At 75.2% G+C, this 19,421-nt stretch carries 16 protein-coding genes; 9 read left to right on the forward strand and 7 right to left on the reverse strand.

The features are described 5' to 3' along the window. Positions 1-45: 45 nt before the first annotated feature. The gene (locus JQN72_RS11835; RefSeq protein WP_204135393.1) at positions 46-1,350 is read left to right on the forward strand and encodes an isochorismate synthase MenF; all 1,305 of its coding nucleotides are present in this window, start codon (positions 46-48) and stop codon (positions 1,348-1,350) included. Here JQN72_RS11835 and JQN72_RS11840 read toward each other — a convergent pair. Continuing rightward, on the reverse strand, positions 1,343-2,578 hold the full coding sequence (locus JQN72_RS11840; protein WP_204135394.1) for a geranylgeranyl reductase family protein: 1,236 nt from the start codon (positions 2,576-2,578) through the stop codon (positions 1,343-1,345). The two genes, JQN72_RS11835 and JQN72_RS11840, sit on opposite strands and share 8 nt — an antisense overlap. Positions 2,579-2,667: 89 nt before the next feature. On the opposite strand from JQN72_RS11840, the gene eis reads away from it, so the two are divergent. Then, complete coding sequence (gene eis, locus JQN72_RS11845; RefSeq protein WP_204135395.1) at positions 2,668-3,924, forward strand: enhanced intracellular survival protein Eis; 1,257 nt, start codon at positions 2,668-2,670, stop codon at positions 3,922-3,924. On the opposite strand, the gene menD is transcribed toward eis, so the two are convergent. Then, on the reverse strand, positions 3,914-5,647 hold the full coding sequence (menD, locus tag JQN72_RS11850; protein WP_307812641.1) for a 2-succinyl-5-enolpyruvyl-6-hydroxy-3-cyclohexene-1-carboxylic-acid synthase: 1,734 nt from the start codon (positions 5,645-5,647) through the stop codon (positions 3,914-3,916). The genes eis and menD overlap by 11 nt on opposite strands. Before the next feature lie 179 nt (positions 5,648-5,826). Between menD and JQN72_RS11855 the strand changes: the two genes are divergently transcribed. After that, entirely contained in the window at positions 5,827-6,675 is an 849-nt protein-coding gene (locus JQN72_RS11855; protein WP_204135397.1) for an ABC transporter ATP-binding protein, read from the forward strand. Then, entirely contained in the window at positions 6,672-7,997 is a 1,326-nt protein-coding gene (locus JQN72_RS11860; RefSeq protein WP_204135398.1) for an FtsX-like permease family protein, read from the forward strand. Before JQN72_RS11855 ends, JQN72_RS11860 begins: the two co-directional genes overlap by 4 nt. 6 nt (positions 7,998-8,003) lie before the next feature. On the opposite strand, the gene JQN72_RS11865 is transcribed toward JQN72_RS11860, so the two are convergent. Next, positions 8,004-9,110, reverse strand: a complete 1,107-nt coding sequence (locus JQN72_RS11865) for a hypothetical protein (protein WP_204135399.1) — start codon at positions 9,108-9,110, stop codon at positions 8,004-8,006. Further along, on the reverse strand, positions 9,107-9,439 hold the full coding sequence (locus tag JQN72_RS11870; protein WP_204135400.1) for a hypothetical protein: 333 nt from the start codon (positions 9,437-9,439) through the stop codon (positions 9,107-9,109). Before JQN72_RS11870 ends, JQN72_RS11865 begins: the two co-directional genes overlap by 4 nt. Positions 9,440-9,493: 54 nt before the next feature. Here JQN72_RS11870 and JQN72_RS11875 point away from each other — a divergent pair, with 54 nt between their 5' ends. Beyond that, complete coding sequence (locus tag JQN72_RS11875; protein ID WP_204135401.1) at positions 9,494-10,891, forward strand: mycothione reductase; 1,398 nt, start codon at positions 9,494-9,496, stop codon at positions 10,889-10,891. Between the two features lie 11 nt (positions 10,892-10,902). On the opposite strand, the gene JQN72_RS11880 is transcribed toward JQN72_RS11875, so the two are convergent. Genes JQN72_RS11880 through JQN72_RS11890 form a run of 3 tightly spaced genes read right to left on the reverse strand, consistent with a single transcriptional unit; the run spans position 10,903 to position 13,583 of the window. Next, positions 10,903-11,652, reverse strand: coding sequence for a VOC family protein (locus tag JQN72_RS11880; protein WP_204135402.1), 750 nt, complete (start codon positions 11,650-11,652; stop codon positions 10,903-10,905). After that, positions 11,649-12,650: an o-succinylbenzoate synthase gene (locus JQN72_RS11885; protein ID WP_204135403.1), complete on the reverse strand. Its 1,002-nt coding sequence runs from the start codon at positions 12,648-12,650 to the stop codon at positions 11,649-11,651. The genes JQN72_RS11880 and JQN72_RS11885 overlap by 4 nt, the downstream gene beginning before the upstream one ends. 24 nt (positions 12,651-12,674) lie before the next feature. Beyond that, the gene (locus JQN72_RS11890; RefSeq protein ID WP_204135404.1) at positions 12,675-13,583 is read right to left on the reverse strand and encodes a hypothetical protein; all 909 of its coding nucleotides are present in this window, start codon (positions 13,581-13,583) and stop codon (positions 12,675-12,677) included. A 114-nt stretch (positions 13,584-13,697) separates the two neighbouring features. Between JQN72_RS11890 and JQN72_RS11895 the strand changes: the two genes are divergently transcribed. From JQN72_RS11895 to ppc, 4 genes are all read left to right on the forward strand, one after another. Further along, the gene (locus JQN72_RS11895; RefSeq protein ID WP_204135405.1) at positions 13,698-14,639 is read left to right on the forward strand and encodes a 1,4-dihydroxy-2-naphthoyl-CoA synthase; all 942 of its coding nucleotides are present in this window, start codon (positions 13,698-13,700) and stop codon (positions 14,637-14,639) included. A gap of 165 nt (positions 14,640-14,804) precedes the next feature. Then, a complete protein-coding gene (locus JQN72_RS11900; RefSeq protein WP_204135406.1) occupies positions 14,805-15,503 on the forward strand; it encodes a DUF3800 domain-containing protein in 699 nt (232 codons plus the stop codon). 145 nt (positions 15,504-15,648) lie between these two features. Beyond that, complete coding sequence (locus tag JQN72_RS11905) at positions 15,649-16,470, forward strand: hypothetical protein (RefSeq protein WP_204135407.1); 822 nt, start codon at positions 15,649-15,651, stop codon at positions 16,468-16,470. 101 nt (positions 16,471-16,571) lie between these two features. Continuing rightward, positions 16,572-19,400 carry a phosphoenolpyruvate carboxylase gene (ppc, locus tag JQN72_RS11910; protein WP_204135408.1) on the forward strand — a complete coding sequence of 943 codons (2,829 nt, stop codon included), beginning with the start codon at positions 16,572-16,574 and terminating at the stop codon, positions 19,398-19,400. Positions 19,401-19,421 lie beyond the last annotated feature (21 nt).

Genomic DNA, 19,421 nt, shown 5'->3' on the forward strand with positions numbered 1-19,421 from the left:
ACTGGTTCCGGCGTGCCCCGCACGGCGCCGTATCGTTCTGTCCCGATGACCTCACTGCCCGCGGACGGTGCGCATCCCTCGCCCGCCCCCCTCGTCGCCCGCACGGTGCCGCTCGACCCGGCGCTCGCGGAGGACCTCCTCGCGGTCCTGCCTCCCGGACCCGCTGCCGCCCCGTGCTCCTGGGTGCGCCGCGGCGAGGGCGTCGTCGGCTGGGGCCGGGTGGCCTCACACACGGCCCACGGACCGGAGCGGTTCACCGCGCTCGAGCGCTGGTGGCGTGGCCTCGTCGGGTCGGCCGTCGTCCGGGACGAGGTCGACCTCCCGGGCACCGGACCGGTCGCGTTCGGCTCGGTCGCGTACGCCGCGGGGTCGGCGACCGGCGGGACGCTCGTCGTCCCCGAGGTCGTCGTCGGACGCCGCGGGGACCGGGCCTGGCTGACCACCGTGTCGGCCGACCCCGCGGTCGCGGCCGTCCCCGGCACCGCAGTCGTCCGGCGGCAGGACGACCCGGAGCGCCCGGCGGACGTCGCGTTCGCCGACGGCGCGCTCTCCCCCGCGGCGTGGGCCTCCGCCGTCGCGACGGCCGTCGGGCGGATCACCGCGGGGACGCTCGACAAGGTGGTCCTGGCGCGCGACCTCGAGGTCTCGGCCCGCGACGCGCTCGACGTCCGCTGGCTGCTGCGCCGGCTCGCCGAGCGCTACGACACGACGTGGGTGTTCGCGGTGGACGGCCTCGTCGGAGCCACTCCCGAGCTCCTCGTCCGCCGCGAGAAGGGGCTCGTCACCTCGCGGGTGCTCGCCGGGACGATCCGGCCCACCGGGGACGACGCCCACGACCTCGCGCTCGCCGCCTCCCTCGCCCGCTCGAGCAAGGACCTCGAGGAGCACGAGTACGCCGTGCGGTCGGTCGCCGACGCCCTCGCGCCGCACTGCTCGTCGATGAACGTGCCGGAGACGCCGTTCGTGCTGCACCTGTCGAACGTCATGCACCTCGCCACCGACGTCACGGGGGTGCTCGCCGACGCCACGTCGTCACTGACCCTCGCCGCGGCGCTCCATCCGTCGGCCGCGGTGTGCGGCACGCCGCGGGCCGAGGCCGACGCCGTCATCGCCGAGCTCGAGCACATGGACCGCGGCCGGTACGCCGGCCCGGTCGGCTGGATCGACGCCGACGGAGACGGCGAGTGGGGCATCGCGCTGCGCTGCGGCGCGGTCGACCCCGCCGACCCGGCCCGGATGCGGATCTTCGCGGGGTGCGGGATCGTCGCGGGCTCCGACCCGGACGACGAGCTCGCCGAGTCCTCGGCCAAGCTCGTCCCGATGCGCGACGCCCTGACCGCCGTCAGCTGAACGGCGGGCGGACGTCCACCGCCACGGAGCGTCGCCCGGCCCAGCGCCACACCCGGGCGGCGGTGTCGCGGTCCTCGTCGGTCACGAGGTTGCCCATCCAGCGCAGCGCGAGCGTCATCAGCCAGTCGCTGCGCATCCCGGCCGGGCCGAGCGCGGCGAGCGTGCGCGGCACCGTGAAGACCCCCGCGAGGCGCCGCGCGATGGAGAAGGCCTCGCCGTAGTGCTCCCGCAGCAAGGCCGGCCAGACCCGCGACAGGTCGTCGTCGAGGTGGTCGGCGACGAGCCGGCCCGTCTCGAGCCCGTAGTCGATGCCCTCACCGTTGAGCGGGTTCACGCACGCGGCGGCGTCCCCGACGAGGGCCCAGTTCGGGCCGGCGACCCCGCTCACCGCACCACCCATCGGCAGCAGCGCGCTCGTCGGCATCCGGGGCTCGCCGCGCAGCCCGAACCCGGCCCGGCGCTCCTCGGTGTAGCGGCGCATGAGCGGCTTGACGGCGATCGCGGCGGGGCGGCGGGTCGTGGCCAGCGTGCCGACGCCGACGTTCACCTGACCGCCGCCGAGCGGGAAGATCCAGCCGTAGCCGGGCAGCGCCTCCCCCGCGTCGCCGCGGAGCTCGAGGTGGCTGCTGATCCACGGGTCGTCGGCGCGGTCGGAGTCGACGTAGCAGCGCCCCGCCACGGCGTAGACGGTGTCCTGGTGCCACTCCCGGCCCAGCACCTTGCCGAGTCCCGAGCGCACGCCGTCGGCGACGACGAGCCGTTCGCACGCGATCTCGGAGATCGCGCCGTCGGCCCCGCGGAACGTGACGGAGCGGACCCGACCGGACTCGACCGTCGCGTCGACGGCCTTGGCGCCCTCGATCCCCGTGGCGCCGCTGTCGAGCGCCTCCTGGCGGATCCGGGCGTCGAGCTCGGTGCGCGGGACAGCGGAGCCGTGGTCGGGCAGGCTGCCCCCGGGCCAGGGCAGGTGCAGGGTCTGGCCGAACCCGTGCGCGCGCAGCCCGCGGTTCACGGTGTGCCCGCGCACCCAGTCGCCGAGGCCGAGCCCGTCGAGCTCGGCGACCGCGCGGGGCGTCAGGCCGTCCCCACAGGTCTTGTCGCGCGGGAAGACGGCGGCGTCGGCGAGGACGACGTCGCGTCCGGACCGGGCCACCCAGGCCGCGGCGGCGGCTCCGGCGGGCCCGGCGCCGACGACGAGGACGTCGGTGCGGGTGGGGGTGTCGGACACGGGAGGATTCTCGCAACGTCCGGGGCCCGCCCGGGCATCGGGGGGAAAGGCGGTGGCCGCCGGGCGTCGCGGTCGGCGACGATGGCGGGATGGACGAGGACAGCCCGTACCGCGTCGTCGCGGTCACGCCGGAGACGTCGGGTGCGTTCGACGCCGTCGACGACGTCGTGTGGTTCGACGAGCCGGACCCGACCGGCGCCGACCCGAGCGGCGGGCTCGACCCGTCCCGCCGGTTCGCCGCGAGCCGCACCGGGGAGCCGCCCTTCGCCGGCGTGTTCGCCTGGTACGACCACCGGCTCACCGTCCCCGGCCCGCAGGGCCCGGCGCCGGCGCCCTGCGCCGGGCTCGCCTGGGTCGGCGTCCACCCGGACGCCCGCCGCACCGGGGTGCTCACCGCGATGCTCGGCCATCACCTCGCCGACGTCCACGAGCAGGGGTACGCCCTCGCCGCGCTGCACGCCTCCGAGCTCGGCATCTACGGGCGCTTCGGATACGGCCAGGCCTCGTTCGGGGTGCACGTCGAGGTCGGCGGCGGCGCGGAGGTCACGGCCCCGGGGGTCGACCCCGGCGACGTCCGCACGACGGTCGTGCCCGGCCGCGGGGACGACACGGCCGACCGCGTCCACCGGGTCCAGGCGGCCGTCGCAGCCGGGCAGGTCGGGGCGGTCGCGCTCACCGAGGCGCACACCCGGCGGCGGTTCCAGCCCGACCCGCGCGCCGAACGGGGCCGGGAGCGGCCGCGCCTCGTCGTCGCGACCCGGGACGGGGCGGACGTCGGGTACGCGGTCGTCCAGCGGGCACACAAGTGGGAGGACATGCGGCCGCAGGGGACCCTCGAGTGCTCCGAGCTCGTGGCCGCCGACCCGGCCGTCCGGCTGGCGCTGCTGCGCCGGCTCGTGTCCTTCGACCTCATCGGGACCGTGACGCTGCCGGCCGACTCCGTGGAGGACGAGCTCGTGTGGTGGCTCGGGGGCCCACGGGCCGTCAAGGCGCGCGTGCACGACGCGCTGTGGCTACGGCTCGTCGACGTCGGGGCGGCGCTCGGGATGCGCGGGTACGTGGCGGACCTCGACCTCGTGCTCGACGTCGTCGACGAGCGCTGCCCGTGGAACGCCGGTCGCCGGCGGCTGCGGACCGTGGACGGCCACGGCGGCTGCGAGCGCACGCACGCCGCGGCCGACGTCCGGCTCCCGGTGCAGGCGCTCGGCTCGGCCTACCTCGGTGGCCGGTCGGTGGCGGCCATGGCCCGGCAGGGCCTCGTGGAGGAGCACCGGCCGGGTGCGGTCGCGGCACTCGGCCGCGCGCTCGCCACCGACGTCCCGCCCGTGGCGGCGCTCAGCTTCTGAGGGCGGCCGCCGCCAGGGCGCGCAGGTCCGCGTGCGCCTGCCGGTGGGTTCCCCTGTCGACCCGCACCTCGACGACGCTCAGGCCCGCCGGCGGCTCCCCGACGAGCCGGACGAGCTCCTCGCGGGACCCGGCGAGGGTGTGCGGGACCGCGTGCGCACGGCAGAGCGCGGCGAGGTCGGTACCCGTGGGCGTCCCGAAGACCCGCTCGAAGGTCTCGGCCCGTTCCGGCTCGCCCGGTTCGAGCGTCGTGAAGATGCCGCCGCCGTCGTCGTTGACGACGACGACCGTGAGGTCCGGCCGTGGCTCGTCCGGGCCGGCGAGCAGGCCGTTCGCGTCGTGCAGGAACGTCAGGTCGCCGACGAGCGCGTGGGTCGGGCGGCCGAGACCGAGGGCCATCCCGGCGGCCGTCGAGACGAGGCCGTCGATGCCGGCGAGCCCGCGGTTCGCGACGACGAGCCCGGCCACGGCCTCGGGCACGCCGAGGTCGAGGTCGCGCACCGGGTTCGAGGACCCGACGACCAGGACGCCCTCCCTCCCCACCGCCTCGGCCACGGCCGCGGCGACGGCCAGGCCGCTCGGCCACGCGGCGGGCGCCTCGGCCAGCGCGTCGGCCACGGCCAGCCCCGCGTCGTACCAGGCCTGGGCGAACTCGGCCCGGGGGTCGCGCTCCGGGGTCTCGAGGTGCACCTCGGCGATCCGGTGCGGGCCACCCGGTCGCAGCGCGGACCACGGGTGGACCCGGGAGGCGACGTGTCCGGGGTCGGGCCACGGGCCCGGGCCGGCGACGGACTCGACGACCAGCCCCGGGCGGCGCAGCAGCGCCGCCACCGACCGCGAGAGCGTGGGCCGGCCGACGACGAGCACGCGGTCGGGGGCGTGGTCGTCGACCCAGTCGGTCGCGGTGAGCAGGAGGGACCCGCACGGCACGGCCGACCCGCGGACCGTCTTCGGGCCGAAGGGCTCGGCGACGACGGGGTGGCCGCGGTCGGCCGCCCAGTGGTGCACGTCCTCGGCGTCGGCGCCGGCCGGGAGGTCACCGACGACGACGAGGGTGCGGGCCACGTGGGCGATGCCGTGGCCGTCCGCCCGGGTCGTCACCCGACCCACCTCGACCCACGGCCGACCGTCCGGCCTCCCCGCCAGGTGCTCCGGCAGGGTGTCGTCACCGTCCGGCACGAGCGGGTCGCGGAAGGCGAGGTCGAGATGGACGGGCCCCGGTGCGCCACCGGTGGCTCCTCGTGCCGCCGCCAGGGCGCGGCACACGGTCGAGCGCCACCATCCGGCGCCCGCCGCGGGTGCGGCCTCGGGCGCGGGCAGGTCGCACTCGAAGCGCGTCGCGCCGCCGAACAGCCCCGGCTGCGCCGTCGTCTGGTTCGCCCCGGTGCCGCGCAGCTCGTGCGGCCGGTCCGCGGAGAGGGCGACGACCGGGACCCCGGCGTGCGAGGCCTCGAGCACGGCCGGGTGGAGGTTGGCGACGGCCGTCCCCGACGTCGTGACGACGGGGACGGGGCGCCCGGAGCCCTTCGCCAACCCGAGCGCGAGGAACCCCGCCGACCGCTCGTCGACCCGGACGTGCAGGCGGACCCGCCCGGCGGCCTCGGCGGCGAGCGCCGCGTAGGCGAGCGGCGCCGACCGCGACCCCGGTGCCAGGACGACGTCGCGGACGCCACCGCGCACGAGCTCGTCGACGAGCACGGTCGCGAGCGCGCTGGACGGGTTCACAGCCGCGGATTCTGCCACCCCGGCCGGAGGGCGGCCCGGGCACGACCGGGCAGCTCCGGACACGACCGTGCAGCCCCGAGCACGACCGGACAGCCCTGGGCACGCGCGGGCACGACCCGAGCAGGCCTGGGAACGACCCCGATGGCGACGGCACCGGGTCGGGGAGCAGGCTGGAGGCCATGACCCCGGAGCACTCCCCTCCCCCGGAGCACACCCGCGGACGACCCGGAGCGGCAGCGGTCGTCACCGCCGACGGGCTGGTCAAGCGGTACGGGCTGACGACCGCGCTGGCCGGGGCGTCGCTCGCCGTCCGCCCCGGCGACTCGGTGGCCATCATGGGTGCGAGCGGCAGCGGCAAGACGACGCTGCTGCACTGCCTCGCGGGGATCGCGACCCCCGACGAGGGCGTCGTGCACTACGGGGGGCCCGACGGCGACGTGGAGGTCACGGCGCTCTCGGACGCGCGGCGCAGCGCGTTGCGCCGGAGCCAGTTCGGCTTCGTCTTCCAGGAGGGGCTGCTCGTCCCCGAGCTCACGGCGGTCGAGAACGTCGCCCTCGCCCTGATGGTCGGCGGTACCGCACGCGGGGAGGCGGAGCGCCTCGCCGCGGGATGGCTGGCCCATCTCGGCCTCGCGGGCATGGAGCAGCGCCGCATCGGCCAGCTCTCGGGCGGTCAGGCCCAGCGGGTGGCCATCGCGCGGGCGCTCGTGACGGGGGCGCCGCTCATCTTCGCCGACGAGCCCACCGGCGCCCTGGACTCGCACACCTCCGCGGACGTCATGGGAGCGCTCCTCGGGGCGACGACGGCCACCGGACGGACGCTCGTCCTCGTGACACACGACGCGACGGTCGCGGCCCGCTGCGCCCGCACGGTCCACATGGTCGACGGCGTCGTCGCCGCCGACCGGAGCGCCTCACCGTCCCCCTCGCCGTACACCCAGCCATCCGCCCCGCCGACAGTCTCGCCATCCGCCCCGCCGACAGCCCCACCGACCACCTCACAGTCCGGCCGGGAGGACGGCCGGTGAAGACGCTCCGGATCGCCTGGCTCGTCGCCCGCCCCTCGCGGGCGGGGCTCGTGCTCTCCCTGCTGCCGGTCGTCGCCTTCACCGTGACGACGGCACTGCTCGTCGTCGTCCTCGGCGGGGCGGCCGCGCTGTGGACGACCGGCGGGCAGGTCGTCAACGCCTACCGGATGTTCACGAGCATCGCACTCTCCCTCCTCGTCATGCCGCTCCTCGGTCTCGGCGGGGCCGCCGCCCGCCTGGCGGCCCGGCGCCGGGACGACCGGCTCGCGACGCTGCGGCTGCTCGGCGCCCCCCGCGGCCAGGTCAGTGCGGTGGCGGTGCTCGAGGCCGCTGTGCTGGCCCTCGTCGGCGCGGCGCTCGGGGCCGGCGTGGCCCATCTCCTCGTTCCGGCCATCGGCGCCGTCCGGTTCGCCGGGGCTCCGCTCGGCGGGTCGATGCGGCTCTCCGGGGCGGCCACCGCCGGCGTGGTGCTCGCCGTCACCCTCGTCGCCGTCGGCAGTGCCGTGCTCGGGCTGCGCCGGGTGCAGCTGACACCGCTGGGCGTCCGGCTGCGCACCGACGCCACCCGCACCGGGTGGGTGCCCGCCGCGGTGGCGGTCGGGGTCGTCGCCGCCGCGAGCGTGGGCGTACAGGTGGTCGGCGGCTCCGGCGCGGTCACCGTGGTCGTCGTCGGCCTCGGCCTGTCGTTCGCCGCCGGCATCGGGGTGCTGAACCTCCTCGGCCCGTTCGTCATCCGGCTCTCCGCCGGACGACGACTCCGCCGCGCCGGCTCGGCCGCCGCCCTGCTCGCGGCCCGGCGGGTCCTGGACGACCCCAAGGGTGCCTGGCGCCAGGTCAGCGGGGCGGCGGCCGTGAGCTTCGCCGCGGTGGTCGTCGGCGCCGGGGTCAGCATCCTCGACGTCGCGAGCCGCGAGAGCCTGAGCGCGGAGGACGCGATGCTCGTCACCGACATCCGCACCGGCCTGGTCGTCACCGTCGTCGGTGCGTTCCTCATGGTCGCCTGCTCGGTCGGGGTCACCCAGGCCGCGGCGATCCTGGACCGCGCCGAGCTCTCCCGCAGCCTGGCCCGCCTGGGCACCCCGGAGTCGGTCGTCGAGTCCGCCCGCCGGCGCGCCGTGATCCGCCCGCTGCTCGTGACGACGCTGGGGTCCGCCGTGACCGCCGCGGTCGTCCTCTTCCCGCTCACCGGTCTGGCGCTGCTCGCCCGGCCGCTGTCGCTGCTGACCATCCTCGGCTCCGTCGCGTTGGGCGTGGCGCTCGTGCAGGCCACGCTCTGGGCCACCGCCCCGCTGCAGCGGCGGGCGATGTCCGAGACCCCCTGACCGGCCTCACCCACCGCGACCACCGGCCGGCGGGAGCGGACGCTCGACGACGACCTCGGTCACCGCCCGGACCGGCCGGCGGAGGAAGGCGGCCGACGAGACCTCCCAGGCGTCGACGCCCGGCACGGTCCCGCGCGGAGCGTCCTGGGCGGCCCGGGTCGTCTCGACGTAGCGGTCCAAGGCGTGGCGCCGGGTGTCGACCGGGGGTCCGTCGCCGGCCCGGACGGTGACCCAGGTGGGCCGCGCGGGGTTCGGCGTGAGGTCGAGCCGGGGCACGGGGTCGTCGACGTGCTCGACCGACAGCACCCGGACGTCCTCGGGCACCGGGAACACCCCGACCGGTGCCCCCGAGGTGAGCACGTGGGTGACGCGGTGCCGCGCCGTGAAGGCCGGGTCGGCGGCGAGCGCCGCGGCATGGATGCCGCCCTGGCTGTGCCCGACGAGGAGCACGGGGTCGTCCGGGCCGCCGCGTCCTGCCCGGCGCGCGGCGGCCCTCGCCCGGTCGAGCGCGGCCGCCGCGCCGGCAGCGGCGAGGGTCGCGTCGCCGGTCACCGCCCGGACGTCGCTCGTGAGGTCGTACGGGTTGGTGCCCGGCCGCGGCGACCACTCCTGGGTGCCCGGGACGACGACGACCCAGGCCGGGCCACCGTCCGGTGCCGCGACCTCCACCACCCGTACCCTCCCGCCGTCCAGCCCGTGCCCGAGTGCGACGAGGTCGGCCGGCCCCCCGAGTGTCGCCGGCACCGGGGCCGGCTCGACGGGCCGTACGGCGACCGGCGCCTCGCCGTCGGTCAGGAGGCCACCGCGGGATGCGGCGTCCGCCCCGAGACGCACCCCGGCGAGCACCGCCGAGGCCGCGTCCTCGACCTCTTCGTAGGCGCGGGCAGCGAGCCCGAGCCGCGCCGCGAGGGTGTCGAGCGCGAGCGCGTCCCCCCAGAGCCCGGCCGGCCCGGCGAGCCAGAGGGCCCGTCCGGCGACGAGCACGCCCCGCGCCGGGCATCGCGCCGCCGCGCCGCTCAGGGCCTCCGCTTCGAGCCGTACCGCGTCGGCGCTGCCACCGAGCCGGAGCGAGACGGCGTGCAGCGCCTCGGATCGGACGGAGACGCGGGTCATGACGCGGCGTCGAGGCGGGCGGCGACCAGGAGGGCGTCGACGTCCTCCGCGAGCCGGCCGAGCTCGTCCGCCGTGCGGGCGAGCGCCGCACGCCGCTCGTCGACCAGCTCCCGGTACCGGTCCGCGGCCATGCCCTCCCACCACACGAGGGCGTACCGCCCGAGCACGGCCCGCCTCGCCTCCACCTCCTCGCGCGCCGCCCGGAGCCGTGCCGCGAGCCGCGCGAGGTCCACCATGTCGTCCACCGTCGGTACCCCCTTCGTCGTGAGACCCCAGCCCATCCCGGGCGGGCCGTCCGGCACCACCGCGGACACCGGACCTGTGGACATCCGGGGCCCGGGCCGGCACCTGTGGACGACGGACGTGCCGCCTACGCTGGCCGCATGCCCCACCACGACCTCGTCATCATCGGCAGCGGCTCGGGCAACTCGCTCCTGACCCCGGAGCTCGAGGGTCTCGACGTCGCCATCGTCGAGAAGGGCACGTTCGGCGGCACCTGCCTCAACGTCGGCTGCATCCCGACGAAGATGTTCGTCCTGCCCGCCGACCGGGCCGTCGACGCCGCCGACAGCCACCGGCTCGGGGTCACCTTCACCACGCCCACGGTCGACTGGCCGGCGATCCGCGACCGGGTCTTCGGGCGCATCGACCCCATCTCCGACGGCGGCGAGGAGTACCGGGAGGGCCAGGAGCACGTCACCCTCTACCGCACCCGGGCTCGCTTCGTCGGCGAGCGGCGGCTGGCCCTCGACACCGGCGAGGAGGTGACGGCGGACCGCGTCGTCGTCGCCGCCGGCAGCCGGGCCGTCGGGCTGCCCCTGGACCATCTCCGGGAGGCCGACCCCGACCGCGGCATCCACACCTCGGACACCGTGATGCGGATGGGGTCCCTGCCGCGCCGGATGCTCGTCGTCGGCGGCGGCTTCGTCGCCTGCGAGATGGCCCACGTCTTCGACGGCCTCGGTGTCGAGGTGGTGCAGGTGCAGCGCTCGCCACGGCTGCTCATGGCCGAGGAGGAGCACATCTCACAGCGGTACAGCGAGATCGCCTGCGCCCGGTACGACGTGCGGCTCGAGAGCACCGTCACGGCCCTCGAGCCCGCGGGCGACGGATGGCGGGCCACCCTCCTCGGGCCGGACGGCGAGGACGTCCTCGACACCGAGACCGTCCTGCTCGCCGTCGGCCGGCGCCCCAACGACGACCTCCTCGACGTCTGGAACGCCGGCATCGAGACCCACCCCGACGGGCGGGTCGTGGTCGACGCGCAGCAGCGGACGACGGCCGAGGGCGTCTGGGCCCTCGGTGACATCAGCTCGCCGTGGCAGCTCAAGCACGTCGCCAACCACGAGGCCCGGATCGTGGCGCACAACCTGGCCGTCGACCTCGGCCGCGTCGACGGCCCCCCGCGCAGCAACGACCTCGGCCCGGTACCGCACGCCGTGTTCGGCCACCCCCAGGTGGCGTCGTTCGGCCCCACGACCGCAGAGCTCGAGCACGACGGCACGCCGTACGTCTCGTACACCCAGAAGGTCGGGGACGTCGCCTACGGCTGGGCGCTCGAGGACGAGACGGGGCTGCTCACGGTGCACGCCTCCCCCGACGGCCGGATCCTCGCGGCGCACATGGTCGGCACCCAGGCCTCCAGCATCATCCAGCCGCTCATCCAGGCGGCGAGCCTCGGCCAGACCGTGCAGGAGGTGGCACGCGGCCAGTACTGGATCCACCCCGCGCTCGCGGAGGTCGTCGAGAACGCCCTGCTGGGCCTGCCGCTGGACGGCTGAGCCGCGCCGACTCACTCCCCCGCCGGTGCCTGTGGGCTGCGTCCGGTGAGGCAGTAGACGCGACCCACCGGGTCGCGCATCACCGTCCACCCCTCGTGCTCCCGGACCACCTCGGCCCCGGCGGCGACGTGCCGGGCCACGGACGACCGACGGTCGGCACACGCGACGTCGACGTGGCCGCGCGCCGGCCCGGAGTCCTCGTCGAGGCGCTGCAGCAGGAGGCGTACCGGCATCCCCGGCGCGCGACGGAGCGCGCTGAGCTCGGGCTCGTCGTCGAACCAGCGCTGTTCCCATCCGGTGAGGTCCCGCCAGAACGCGGCCTCGTCGTCGTGGACGTCCCGCGGGAGGTCCAGGCAGACCTGGTCGACGAGCTCGTCGGCGCCGTCCCGGACGAGGTCCTGCTCACCCTGCCAGGTCGTGAGGCAGAACGGCAGCCCAGCGGGGCTGCGCAGGACGACGACCGTGTCACCGACGGCTCCGGTCCGGTCGGCGCCGAGGGCGACGGCCGTCCGGGCTGCCACCTCGACGTCGTCGACGTCGAGGTCGAGGTGGATGCCGCCCGGGCCGCGGTCGACGGCCTGGAGCTTGACCCAGGGGTCGCCCGCGTGCACGCCGAGGGTGGCGAACTCATCGGTGTGGCCGCGGCGGTCCAGGACCGGCAGGCCGGTGGCCTCGGACCAGAACCGCCACGAGGTCTCGGCGTCGGCGCGCGGGGTGTCGAGGAACAGCCACGGCCAGCGGACGGCGAGGGGCTCGGTCATCGATGTGCTCCTTCGGCGAGGACGGCGTGAGCGGCGGCGACGCGGTGGCGCCACCAGGCGACGCGGTCGGGCGACGCGGCCCACCGGTCGAGGAGCGCGGGGTCGGCGGCGACCCGGCCGACCGGCAGGACCCCGCGGTCCGGGAGCAGCGGCCGGGCGGCGACGTCACCGGCGAGGAGTGCGACGGTGCCCAGCCCGCAGGCGTGGTCGAGCGTGGGCAGCGCGGCCGCCAACGCGACGCCGGCGGCGATGCCGACGCTCGTGTCGAGCGCGGAGGACACGACGGCCGGCAGCCCGCACGCCTCGACCACCTCGAGCGCCCGCCGCACGCCGCCGAGCGGGGCGACCTTGACGACGACGACGTCCGCGGCGCCGAGGTCCCGCACCCGCAGTGGGTCCTCGGCCTTGCGGACGGACTCGTCGGCGGCCACCGGCACGTCGACGCCGCGGCGGGCGAGGACGAGCCGCAGGTCGCGCAGGTCCTCGACGGTGGCGCACGGCTGCTCGGCGTACTCGAGGCCGAACGGCGCGAGCTGGGCGAGCGCGTCGGCGGCCTCCTCGACCGACCAGGCGCCGTTGGCGTCGACCCGCACCCTGCCGGACGCCCCGAGGACGTCGCGCACCGCCGCGACCCGCTCGACGTCGTCCGCCGGCGTCTGCCCGGGTTCGGCGACCTTGACCTTGGCGGTCGTGCAGCCGGGGAACCGGGCGAGGACCTCGGGCACGCCGGCCGCCGGCACCCCCGGCACGGTCGCGTTGACGGGTACGGTCTCGCGGACCGGCTCCGGCCATCCGTCCCACGCCGCCTCGACCGCTGACGCCAGCCATCGCGAGGCCTCCGCCGGCCCGTACTCGAGGAACGGCGCGAACTCGCCCCATCCGGCTGGGCCGTCGAACAGCACCGCCTCGCGCACCTCGATGCCGCGGAAGCGCACCCGCGTCGGCACCGCGACGACGTGCGCCGCGTCGAGCAGCGCGTCGAGGTCCGGGACGGTCACCCGCCCACCGTAGGCCCGTACCCCTCAGCCCGGGCGCGGGGTGCGGGCGCGCAGGGCCAGAGCGAGGTCGCGGGTCGCGACGACGCGGCGGCGGAACCGGGCGAGCAGCAGACCGGGGTCGCCGAGGGGGATCACGTCGGGCTCGGCGCGGTGGTAGGCCCACGGCGCCACTCCGCCTCCGCCCGCAGCCCGGGCGAACGCCTCACCCCGCTGCGACGGCGAGGACCGCAGGCCCAGGGCGTCGCTGACGGTGGTGGAGCGGACCGGCCGGTTCGGGCCGACGAGGTCGTTGCCGCGGCCCACGGCCCACACGACCGCCCCGGCGGCGATGTCGTCGCGGTCGCTGCGGGTCAGCACACCGGGCTCGTTGCCCAGCGCCCGCACGAGCAGACGCCGGGCCGCGGTGAGCGCCTCGTCGCCGAGGAGCCGCGGGACGACCTCGGCCAGCCGGGCGTCGAGCGCGGCGGCCCGGTCGCGCAGGTGCAGCGACACCGCCGAGAAGTCGACCGGCTCGGCCGGCAGCGGCTCGGTGTCGAGCGACATGAGCGTCTCCACCCCGCCGACCACCCGCGCCAGCCAGTCGAGCTGCTTCTCGTGGCCGGGTGGCTCGGGCAGCGGCGGTGGCTGCCGGTGGCGGCGCCGTTCGTCCTCGAGCTCGAGGGCGACGCACTCGTACTCGCTGCCGGCCACCGGACGCCGGACGACGTCGACCACGCGGTCGCCGACGAGGACGACCTGGGTAAGCCGCCCGCTCGGCGCGCGGCCCGAGGCGCCCTCCCCCAGGACCTCGTCGAGCAGGGCGTCCCACGGCCGGGAGGGCGCCGGTGTCGGGACGCCGTAGCGCACGTCCTCGTCCCACGGCTCCGCCGGCGGCCGCCACTCGTCGTCCCATCCACGCTGTCCGAAGCGCAGGATCTCGGCGTCCCCGTCCACGGCTCTCCCCCTTTCCGCCGGGCCGCCCCCGCGGAGGCCCTCACGGCCTCCAGCCTGCCGCAGCCGGCCCGGGCGCCCGCTGGGTTTTCCACAGGCGCCGCTAGCCTTGCGGCCGTGAGCGCGATCGACGGAGTGAGCGAGACCTTCGACCCCTCGGCGTGGGAGGACGTCCCTGGCTTCGAGGACCTCACCGACCTCACCTACCACCGGGCCGTCGGGCTCGGCTGTGTGCGCGTGGCCTTCGACCGGCCCGAGGTGCTCAACGCCTTCCGGCCGCACACCGTCGACGAGCTGTACCGCGTCCTCGACCACGCCCGCCGCACCCCGGACGTCGGCGTGGTCCTGCTCACCGGCAACGGCCCCGGCCCGGACGGCACCGGGAGCGCCGGCAAGTGGGCGTTCTGCTCGGGCGGCGACCAGCGCATCCGCGGGCGCTCGGGCTACCAGTACGCGCAGGGCGAGACCGCCGACACCGTCGACGCGCTGCGCACGAAGGCCGAGGGCGGGCGGCTGCACATCCTCGAGGTGCAGCGGCTCATCCGCACGATGCCCAAGGTCGTCGTCGCCGTCGTGAACGGCTGGGCGGCCGGCGGCGGGCACAGTCTGCACGTCGTCTGCGACCTCACCGTCGCCTCGCGCGAGCACGCGCGGTTCAAGCAGACGGACGCCGACGTCGGCTCGTTCGACGCCGGGTACGGCTCGGCCTACCTCGCGAAGATGGTCGGGCAGAAGCACGCGCGCGAGATCTTCTTCCTCGGCCGCACGTACACCGGCGAGGACATGCAGCGGATGGGTGCGGTCAACATCGTCGCCGACCACGCCGACCTCGAGGCCGAGGCGCTCACCGTGGCCCGCGAGGTCATGGGCAAGTCGCCGCAGGCGCAGCGGATGCTCAAGTTCGCCTTCAACCTCGTCGACGACGGGCTGATGGGCCAGCAGGTCTTCGCCGGCGAGGCCACCCGGCTCGCGTACATGACCGACGAGGCCGTCGAGGGCCGCGACCAGTTCCTCGAGAAGCGCGACCCCGACTGGTCACCCTTCCCCTGGTACTTCTGACCGGGGCGCACATCCTCGGCCGGCACTGCACCATCACGCCCGGCTGCTAGGGTTGGGGCCCTGGACTGGCCGTCAGGCCCCGGTCCACCCTCTAGGCGGGGACATCCCCCGCCACCCTCTTGAGGCGGGCATCGCCCGCCTCAAGTTGTGTATCAGGACCACCCCGTGCGCGAGCTGAGCATCTTCATCGACGAGTCGGGCGTCTTCGGCCCACTCGAGCCGCACTCGCCGTTCTACATCGTCAGCCTCGTCATGCATGACCAGAGCGATGACATCACCGGTCACCTCGACAGGATTCACGCTGCCCTCGTAGCGCGCGGCCTCGATGCAGACCACCCGATCCACACCGGTCCTCTGGTCCGCCGGGAGCACGAGTACCGCTGGATGGGAATGCGCGAACGCCGCGCGCTCTTCCGTGTCCTGGTCGACTTCGTCCGCCGGTGCGAGGTCAGCCACGAGTCCTTCGTGTTCCACAAGCGCCAGGCCGCCGACACCGACCAGCTCGTCAGCCAGATCTCGCGAACCGTCAGCGCGTTCATCCGCGAGAACCTGGCGTTCTTCACCCCCTGGGAGCGGATCGTCATCTATTACGACAGTGGCCAGAAGGAGCTGACGAACGTCGTCAACAGCGTCTTCAGCGCTCACCTCTCCACCGTCGAGGTGCGCAAGGTCGTCCCGTCCGAGTACAGCCTGTTCCAGGCGGCCGATCTGTGTTGCACGCTTGCACTGATACACACCAAGATCGCGTCGAGCGGCTTGTCGGCCTCGGAGCGCGACTTCTTCTCCACCCCTCGGGACAGTGCCGAGCGGGCGCTGAAGAAGGGGTACCTGAAGGCGATGGCTGCCAAGCGGTTCGGATCATGACGGGGCTCACCGGGCCGCCGGGCTCGGCTGTGTGCGCGTGGCTTTCGACCGGGCCGAGGCGCTCAACCCTCGACAGGCCTCCGGGAGCACGGCGCTTGCACCGAAGCCCCGGTGCCCGAGGCCGCGGGGAGGTAGCGTCCCGCTCATGGTGGACGCTTCTCAGGACAAGCTGTACGCCACCACCCTGCAGACGATCGGTGCGGTCGCGAAGCTCCCGGTCGTCCGGGTGGACCGTGAAGCGTTTCTCAGGAAGCAGTTCGGCAGCTCGGAGCACCTTGACGTGATCCTGGAGCAGGGTCCGCAGGCCGTCTACTCCCTCGAGTCGCTCCGGAAGAAGGCGACGACCCTCATCAAGAACAGCACTGCCAAGACCTCCGCCGCGTCCTTCGTGACCGGGCTGCCGGGCAACCCGGCTCTCATGGTCGCGTCGGGGGGAGCGGACGTCGCCCAGTACTTCGGGTTCGCCATCAATCTCGCCCAGCAGATCGCCTACCTCTTCGGCGAGGACGAGCTCTTCGACTCGGCGGGCGGAGAACTGTCGGAGGCAGCCCAGATGCGGGTCATCGCCTACCTCGGCGCGATGTTCGGTGCAGCCGGCGCAGCCTCACTCGTGTCGAGCACGTCGAAGGTCGCGGGCGCCAACCTCGGTAAGAAGGTCGCATCCCAAGCGCTCACCAAGACGGCCTGGTACCCGCTGGTCAAGAAGGTCGGGGCCATCATCGGACTGAAGATCACGAAGAAGACCGTGGAGAAGACGATCACGAAGGCCGTACCGGTTCTCGGCGGTGTCGTGTCCGGCGGACTGACCTACGTGACCTTCCGCCCGATGGGTCATCGCTTGGCCGACACCTTCGTCAGAAACCTCAACGGCGAGTTCGATGACGAGCTCGAGCTCCGTCCGGAGTTCGCCGCAACGGCCATCGTGGCGGATCCCGATGTCGAGGGCTGGGCCCCGGGGCCAGCCTGAGGCCGACGACCGCGACACATCGCGGCGGGCGCAGCGGACGCTCGAGCTCGCCGAGCGGACGCCGTGACGCGGGCCACACCACTCTCCACCAGACTGGGGGCATGACGCACCCGAGCACCGAGCAGCTCATCGCCGCGGACCACCGGGTCCCCGACGTCGCCCAGTACGCGGGCGGCGTGACCTCCGACGCGCACCATGCCGCGCTGCGCGCGTCGGTCAAGCTCCTCGGCGGGCTGCTCGGCGAGGCGCTCATCCGACACGAGGGCCAGGAGCTGCTCGACCTCGTCGAGCGCGTCCGGCTCCTCGCCCGCGAGGGTCGCGACGACGAGCTGCACGACGCGCTGGCGGACGTCGACGACGCCACGGCCGTGCGCCTGGCCCGCGCCTTCACCGCGTACTTCCAGCTGGTCAACATCACCGAGCAGCTCTACCGCTGGCGCGAGCTCGCCGGCGGCGAGGAGGGGCCGCTCGCCGCGACGGCCGGGCGCATCGGCACCGCGCTCGAGGACGGCAGCCTCGACGCAGACGCCCTCGCCGAGGTCCTCGCCCGCGTCGAGTACCGGCCGGTCTTCACCGCTCACCCCACCGAGGCGAGCCGCCGCTCGGTCCTCGAGCTCCTGCGCAAGGTGGCCGACGTCGTCGCCGCGCTCTCCGACCCGCTGCGCTCCCCCGCCGACACCCCCCGGCTGGAGCGCCGGCTCGCCGAGCTCGTCGACCTCCTCTGGCAGACCGACGAGCTGCGGGTCACCCGGCCCGAGCCGAAGGACGAGGCCCGCACCGCCATCTACTACCTGCGCTCGCTCGCCGACCGCGTCGTGCCCGACCTCCTCGAGGAGCTCGACCGCACGCTCGGCTCGGTGGGGGTCTCGCTGCCGCCCGGCGCGCGGCCGCTGCGCTTCGGCACGTGGGCCGGCGGCGACCGCGACGGCAACCCGTTCGTCACCCCGGAGGTCACCCTCGACGTCCTCGCGCTCCAGCACGACTTCGGGCTGCGGACCCTGGCCGACGCGGTCGACGCGCTGCTCGTCGAGATGAGCTCCTCGACCCGCGTGGTGAGCATCACCGACGCCCTGCGCGAGAGCCTCGATCGGGACGCGGAGGCGCTGCCCGTCACCCACCGGACCATCCGGCGGCTCAACGCGGAGGAGCCCTACCGGCTCAAGCTCACCTACGTCCGGGTGCGGCTGCAGCGCACCCGCGACCGGCTCGCGCACGGCACGGCGCACGAGCCCGGCCGCGACTACCTCGGACTCGGCGAGCTCCTGGACGACCTCGCCCTGGTCCGTGAGTCGATGCTCGCCGGTGGCGACCGGCTGACCGGCGACGGCGGCATCCTGCGCCTCATCCGCACCGCGACGGCCGTGGGGATGGGGCTCGCGACGCTCGACGTCCGCGAGCACAGCGAGAAGCACCACGACGCCCTCGCGGGGCTCTTCGACCGGCTCGGCGAGCTCGACACGCCCTACGCGGAGCTGGAGCGGGCCGAGCGCACGGCCGTGCTCTCCGGTGAGCTCGCGTCGCGCCGGCCGCTGCTCGGGACGAACCGGCTCGACCTCCCCGAGGCGTCGGCCGCCTCGCTCGAGCTCATGGCCGCCGTCCGGGACGCGCTCGACCGCTTCGGACCCGACGTCGTCGAGACCTACATCGTGTCGATGACCCACGACGTCGACGACATCTTCGCCGTCGTCGTCCTGGCCCGCGAGGCCGGGCTCGTCGACACCGGCAGCGACACCGAGCCCGCCACCGCGCGGATCGGCTTCGCACCGCTCTTCGAGACCGTGGCCGAGCTCGAGCAGGCCGGCCCGCTGCTCGAGGCGATGCTCTCGGACCCCTCGTACCGCCGCGTCGTCACGGCGCGCGGCGACGTGCAGGAGATCATGCTCGGCTACTCCGACTCCTCCAAGGACGCCGGCATCGCCGCCTCGCAGTGGCAGATCCACCGGGCGCAGCGGGCGCTGCGTGACATCGCGCGCGAGCACGGGGTCGTGCTGCGGCTCTTCCACGGCCGCGGCGGCTCGGTCGGCCGGGGCGGCGGCCCGACCGGTGAGGCGATCATGGCCCAGCCCAACGGCAGCCTCGACGGTCCGATCAAGATCACCGAGCAGGGCGAGGTCATCTCCGACAAGTACACGCTGCCCGGGCTCGGCCGCTGGAACCTCGAGAACGCCCTGGCCGCGGTGCTCGAGGGCTCGGTGCTGCACCGTCGCTCGCTCCTGCCGCCCGAGGTGCTCGAGGGCTGGAACGACGCGATGGACCTCGTCGCCGAGGCCGGCAAGGACGCCTACCGCGGCCTGGTCCGCGACCCCGCGCTGTTCCGGTTCTTCGTCACGGCGACGCCGGTCGAGGAGCTCGGCAACATGAACATCGGGTCCCGTCCGGCCAAGCGGCCCGGCGGCGACGGCGACCTCTCCGACCTGCGTGCCATCCCGTGGGTCTTCGGCTGGACCCAGTCCCGGATCATCCTGCCGGGCTGGTTCGGGGTGGGCTCCGGCCTCGCCGCGGCCCGCGAGGCGGGTCGGGCGGACACCCTCGCCGAGATGTACGGGTCGTGGCCGTTCTTCCGCACCTTCCTCTCCAACGTCCAGATGACGCTGACCAAGACCGACCTCGACATCGCCGCGCGCTACGTCCGCGAGCTCGTCCCGGACGACGCGACGCACCTGTTCGACCAGGTCCGCGAGGAGCACGCGCGCACCGTCGACGAGGTCCTCGCCGTCACCGGGCAGTCCGAGCTCCTCGAGTCCGCGCCGCTGCTCCGGCGAACCCTCGAGATCCGGGACGACTACCTGCTGCCGCTGCACGCGCTGCAGACCTCCCTGCTCGCCCGCAGCCGCGACCTGCCCGAGGACGCGCCGGCCGACAGCGACCTCCAGCGGGCTCTGCTCCTCACGATCAACGGCATCGCCGCCGGGCTGCGCAACACCGGCTGACGGCCGCCCGCAGCCGGGCTC

This window comes from Phycicoccus sp. CSK15P-2 (genome assembly GCF_016888005.1).
Taxonomy (GTDB): Bacteria; Actinomycetota; Actinomycetes; order Actinomycetales; family Dermatophilaceae; genus Phycicoccus.

Excerpts from the sequence above, each read along its gene's own strand:
- JQN72_RS11835 (WP_204135393.1), top strand. The coding sequence starts at position 46 with ATGACCTCACTGCCCGCGGACGGTGCGCATCCCTCGCCCGCCCCCCTC.
- eis (WP_204135395.1), top strand. The coding sequence starts at position 2,668 with ATGGACGAGGACAGCCCGTACCGCGTCGTCGCGGTCACGCCGGAGACG.
- JQN72_RS11855 (WP_204135397.1), top strand. The coding sequence starts at position 5,827 with ATGACCCCGGAGCACTCCCCTCCCCCGGAGCACACCCGCGGACGACCC.
- JQN72_RS11865 (WP_204135399.1), bottom strand. The coding sequence starts at position 9,110 with ATGACCCGCGTCTCCGTCCGATCCGAGGCGCTGCACGCCGTCTCGCTC.
- JQN72_RS11870 (WP_204135400.1), bottom strand. The coding sequence starts at position 9,439 with ATGTCCACAGGTCCGGTGTCCGCGGTGGTGCCGGACGGCCCGCCCGGG.
- JQN72_RS11875 (WP_204135401.1), top strand. The coding sequence starts at position 9,494 with ATGCCCCACCACGACCTCGTCATCATCGGCAGCGGCTCGGGCAACTCG.
- JQN72_RS11880 (WP_204135402.1), bottom strand. The coding sequence starts at position 11,652 with ATGACCGAGCCCCTCGCCGTCCGCTGGCCGTGGCTGTTCCTCGACACC.
- JQN72_RS11905 (WP_204135407.1), top strand. The coding sequence starts at position 15,649 with ATGGTGGACGCTTCTCAGGACAAGCTGTACGCCACCACCCTGCAGACG.
- ppc (WP_204135408.1), top strand. The coding sequence starts at position 16,572 with ATGACGCACCCGAGCACCGAGCAGCTCATCGCCGCGGACCACCGGGTC.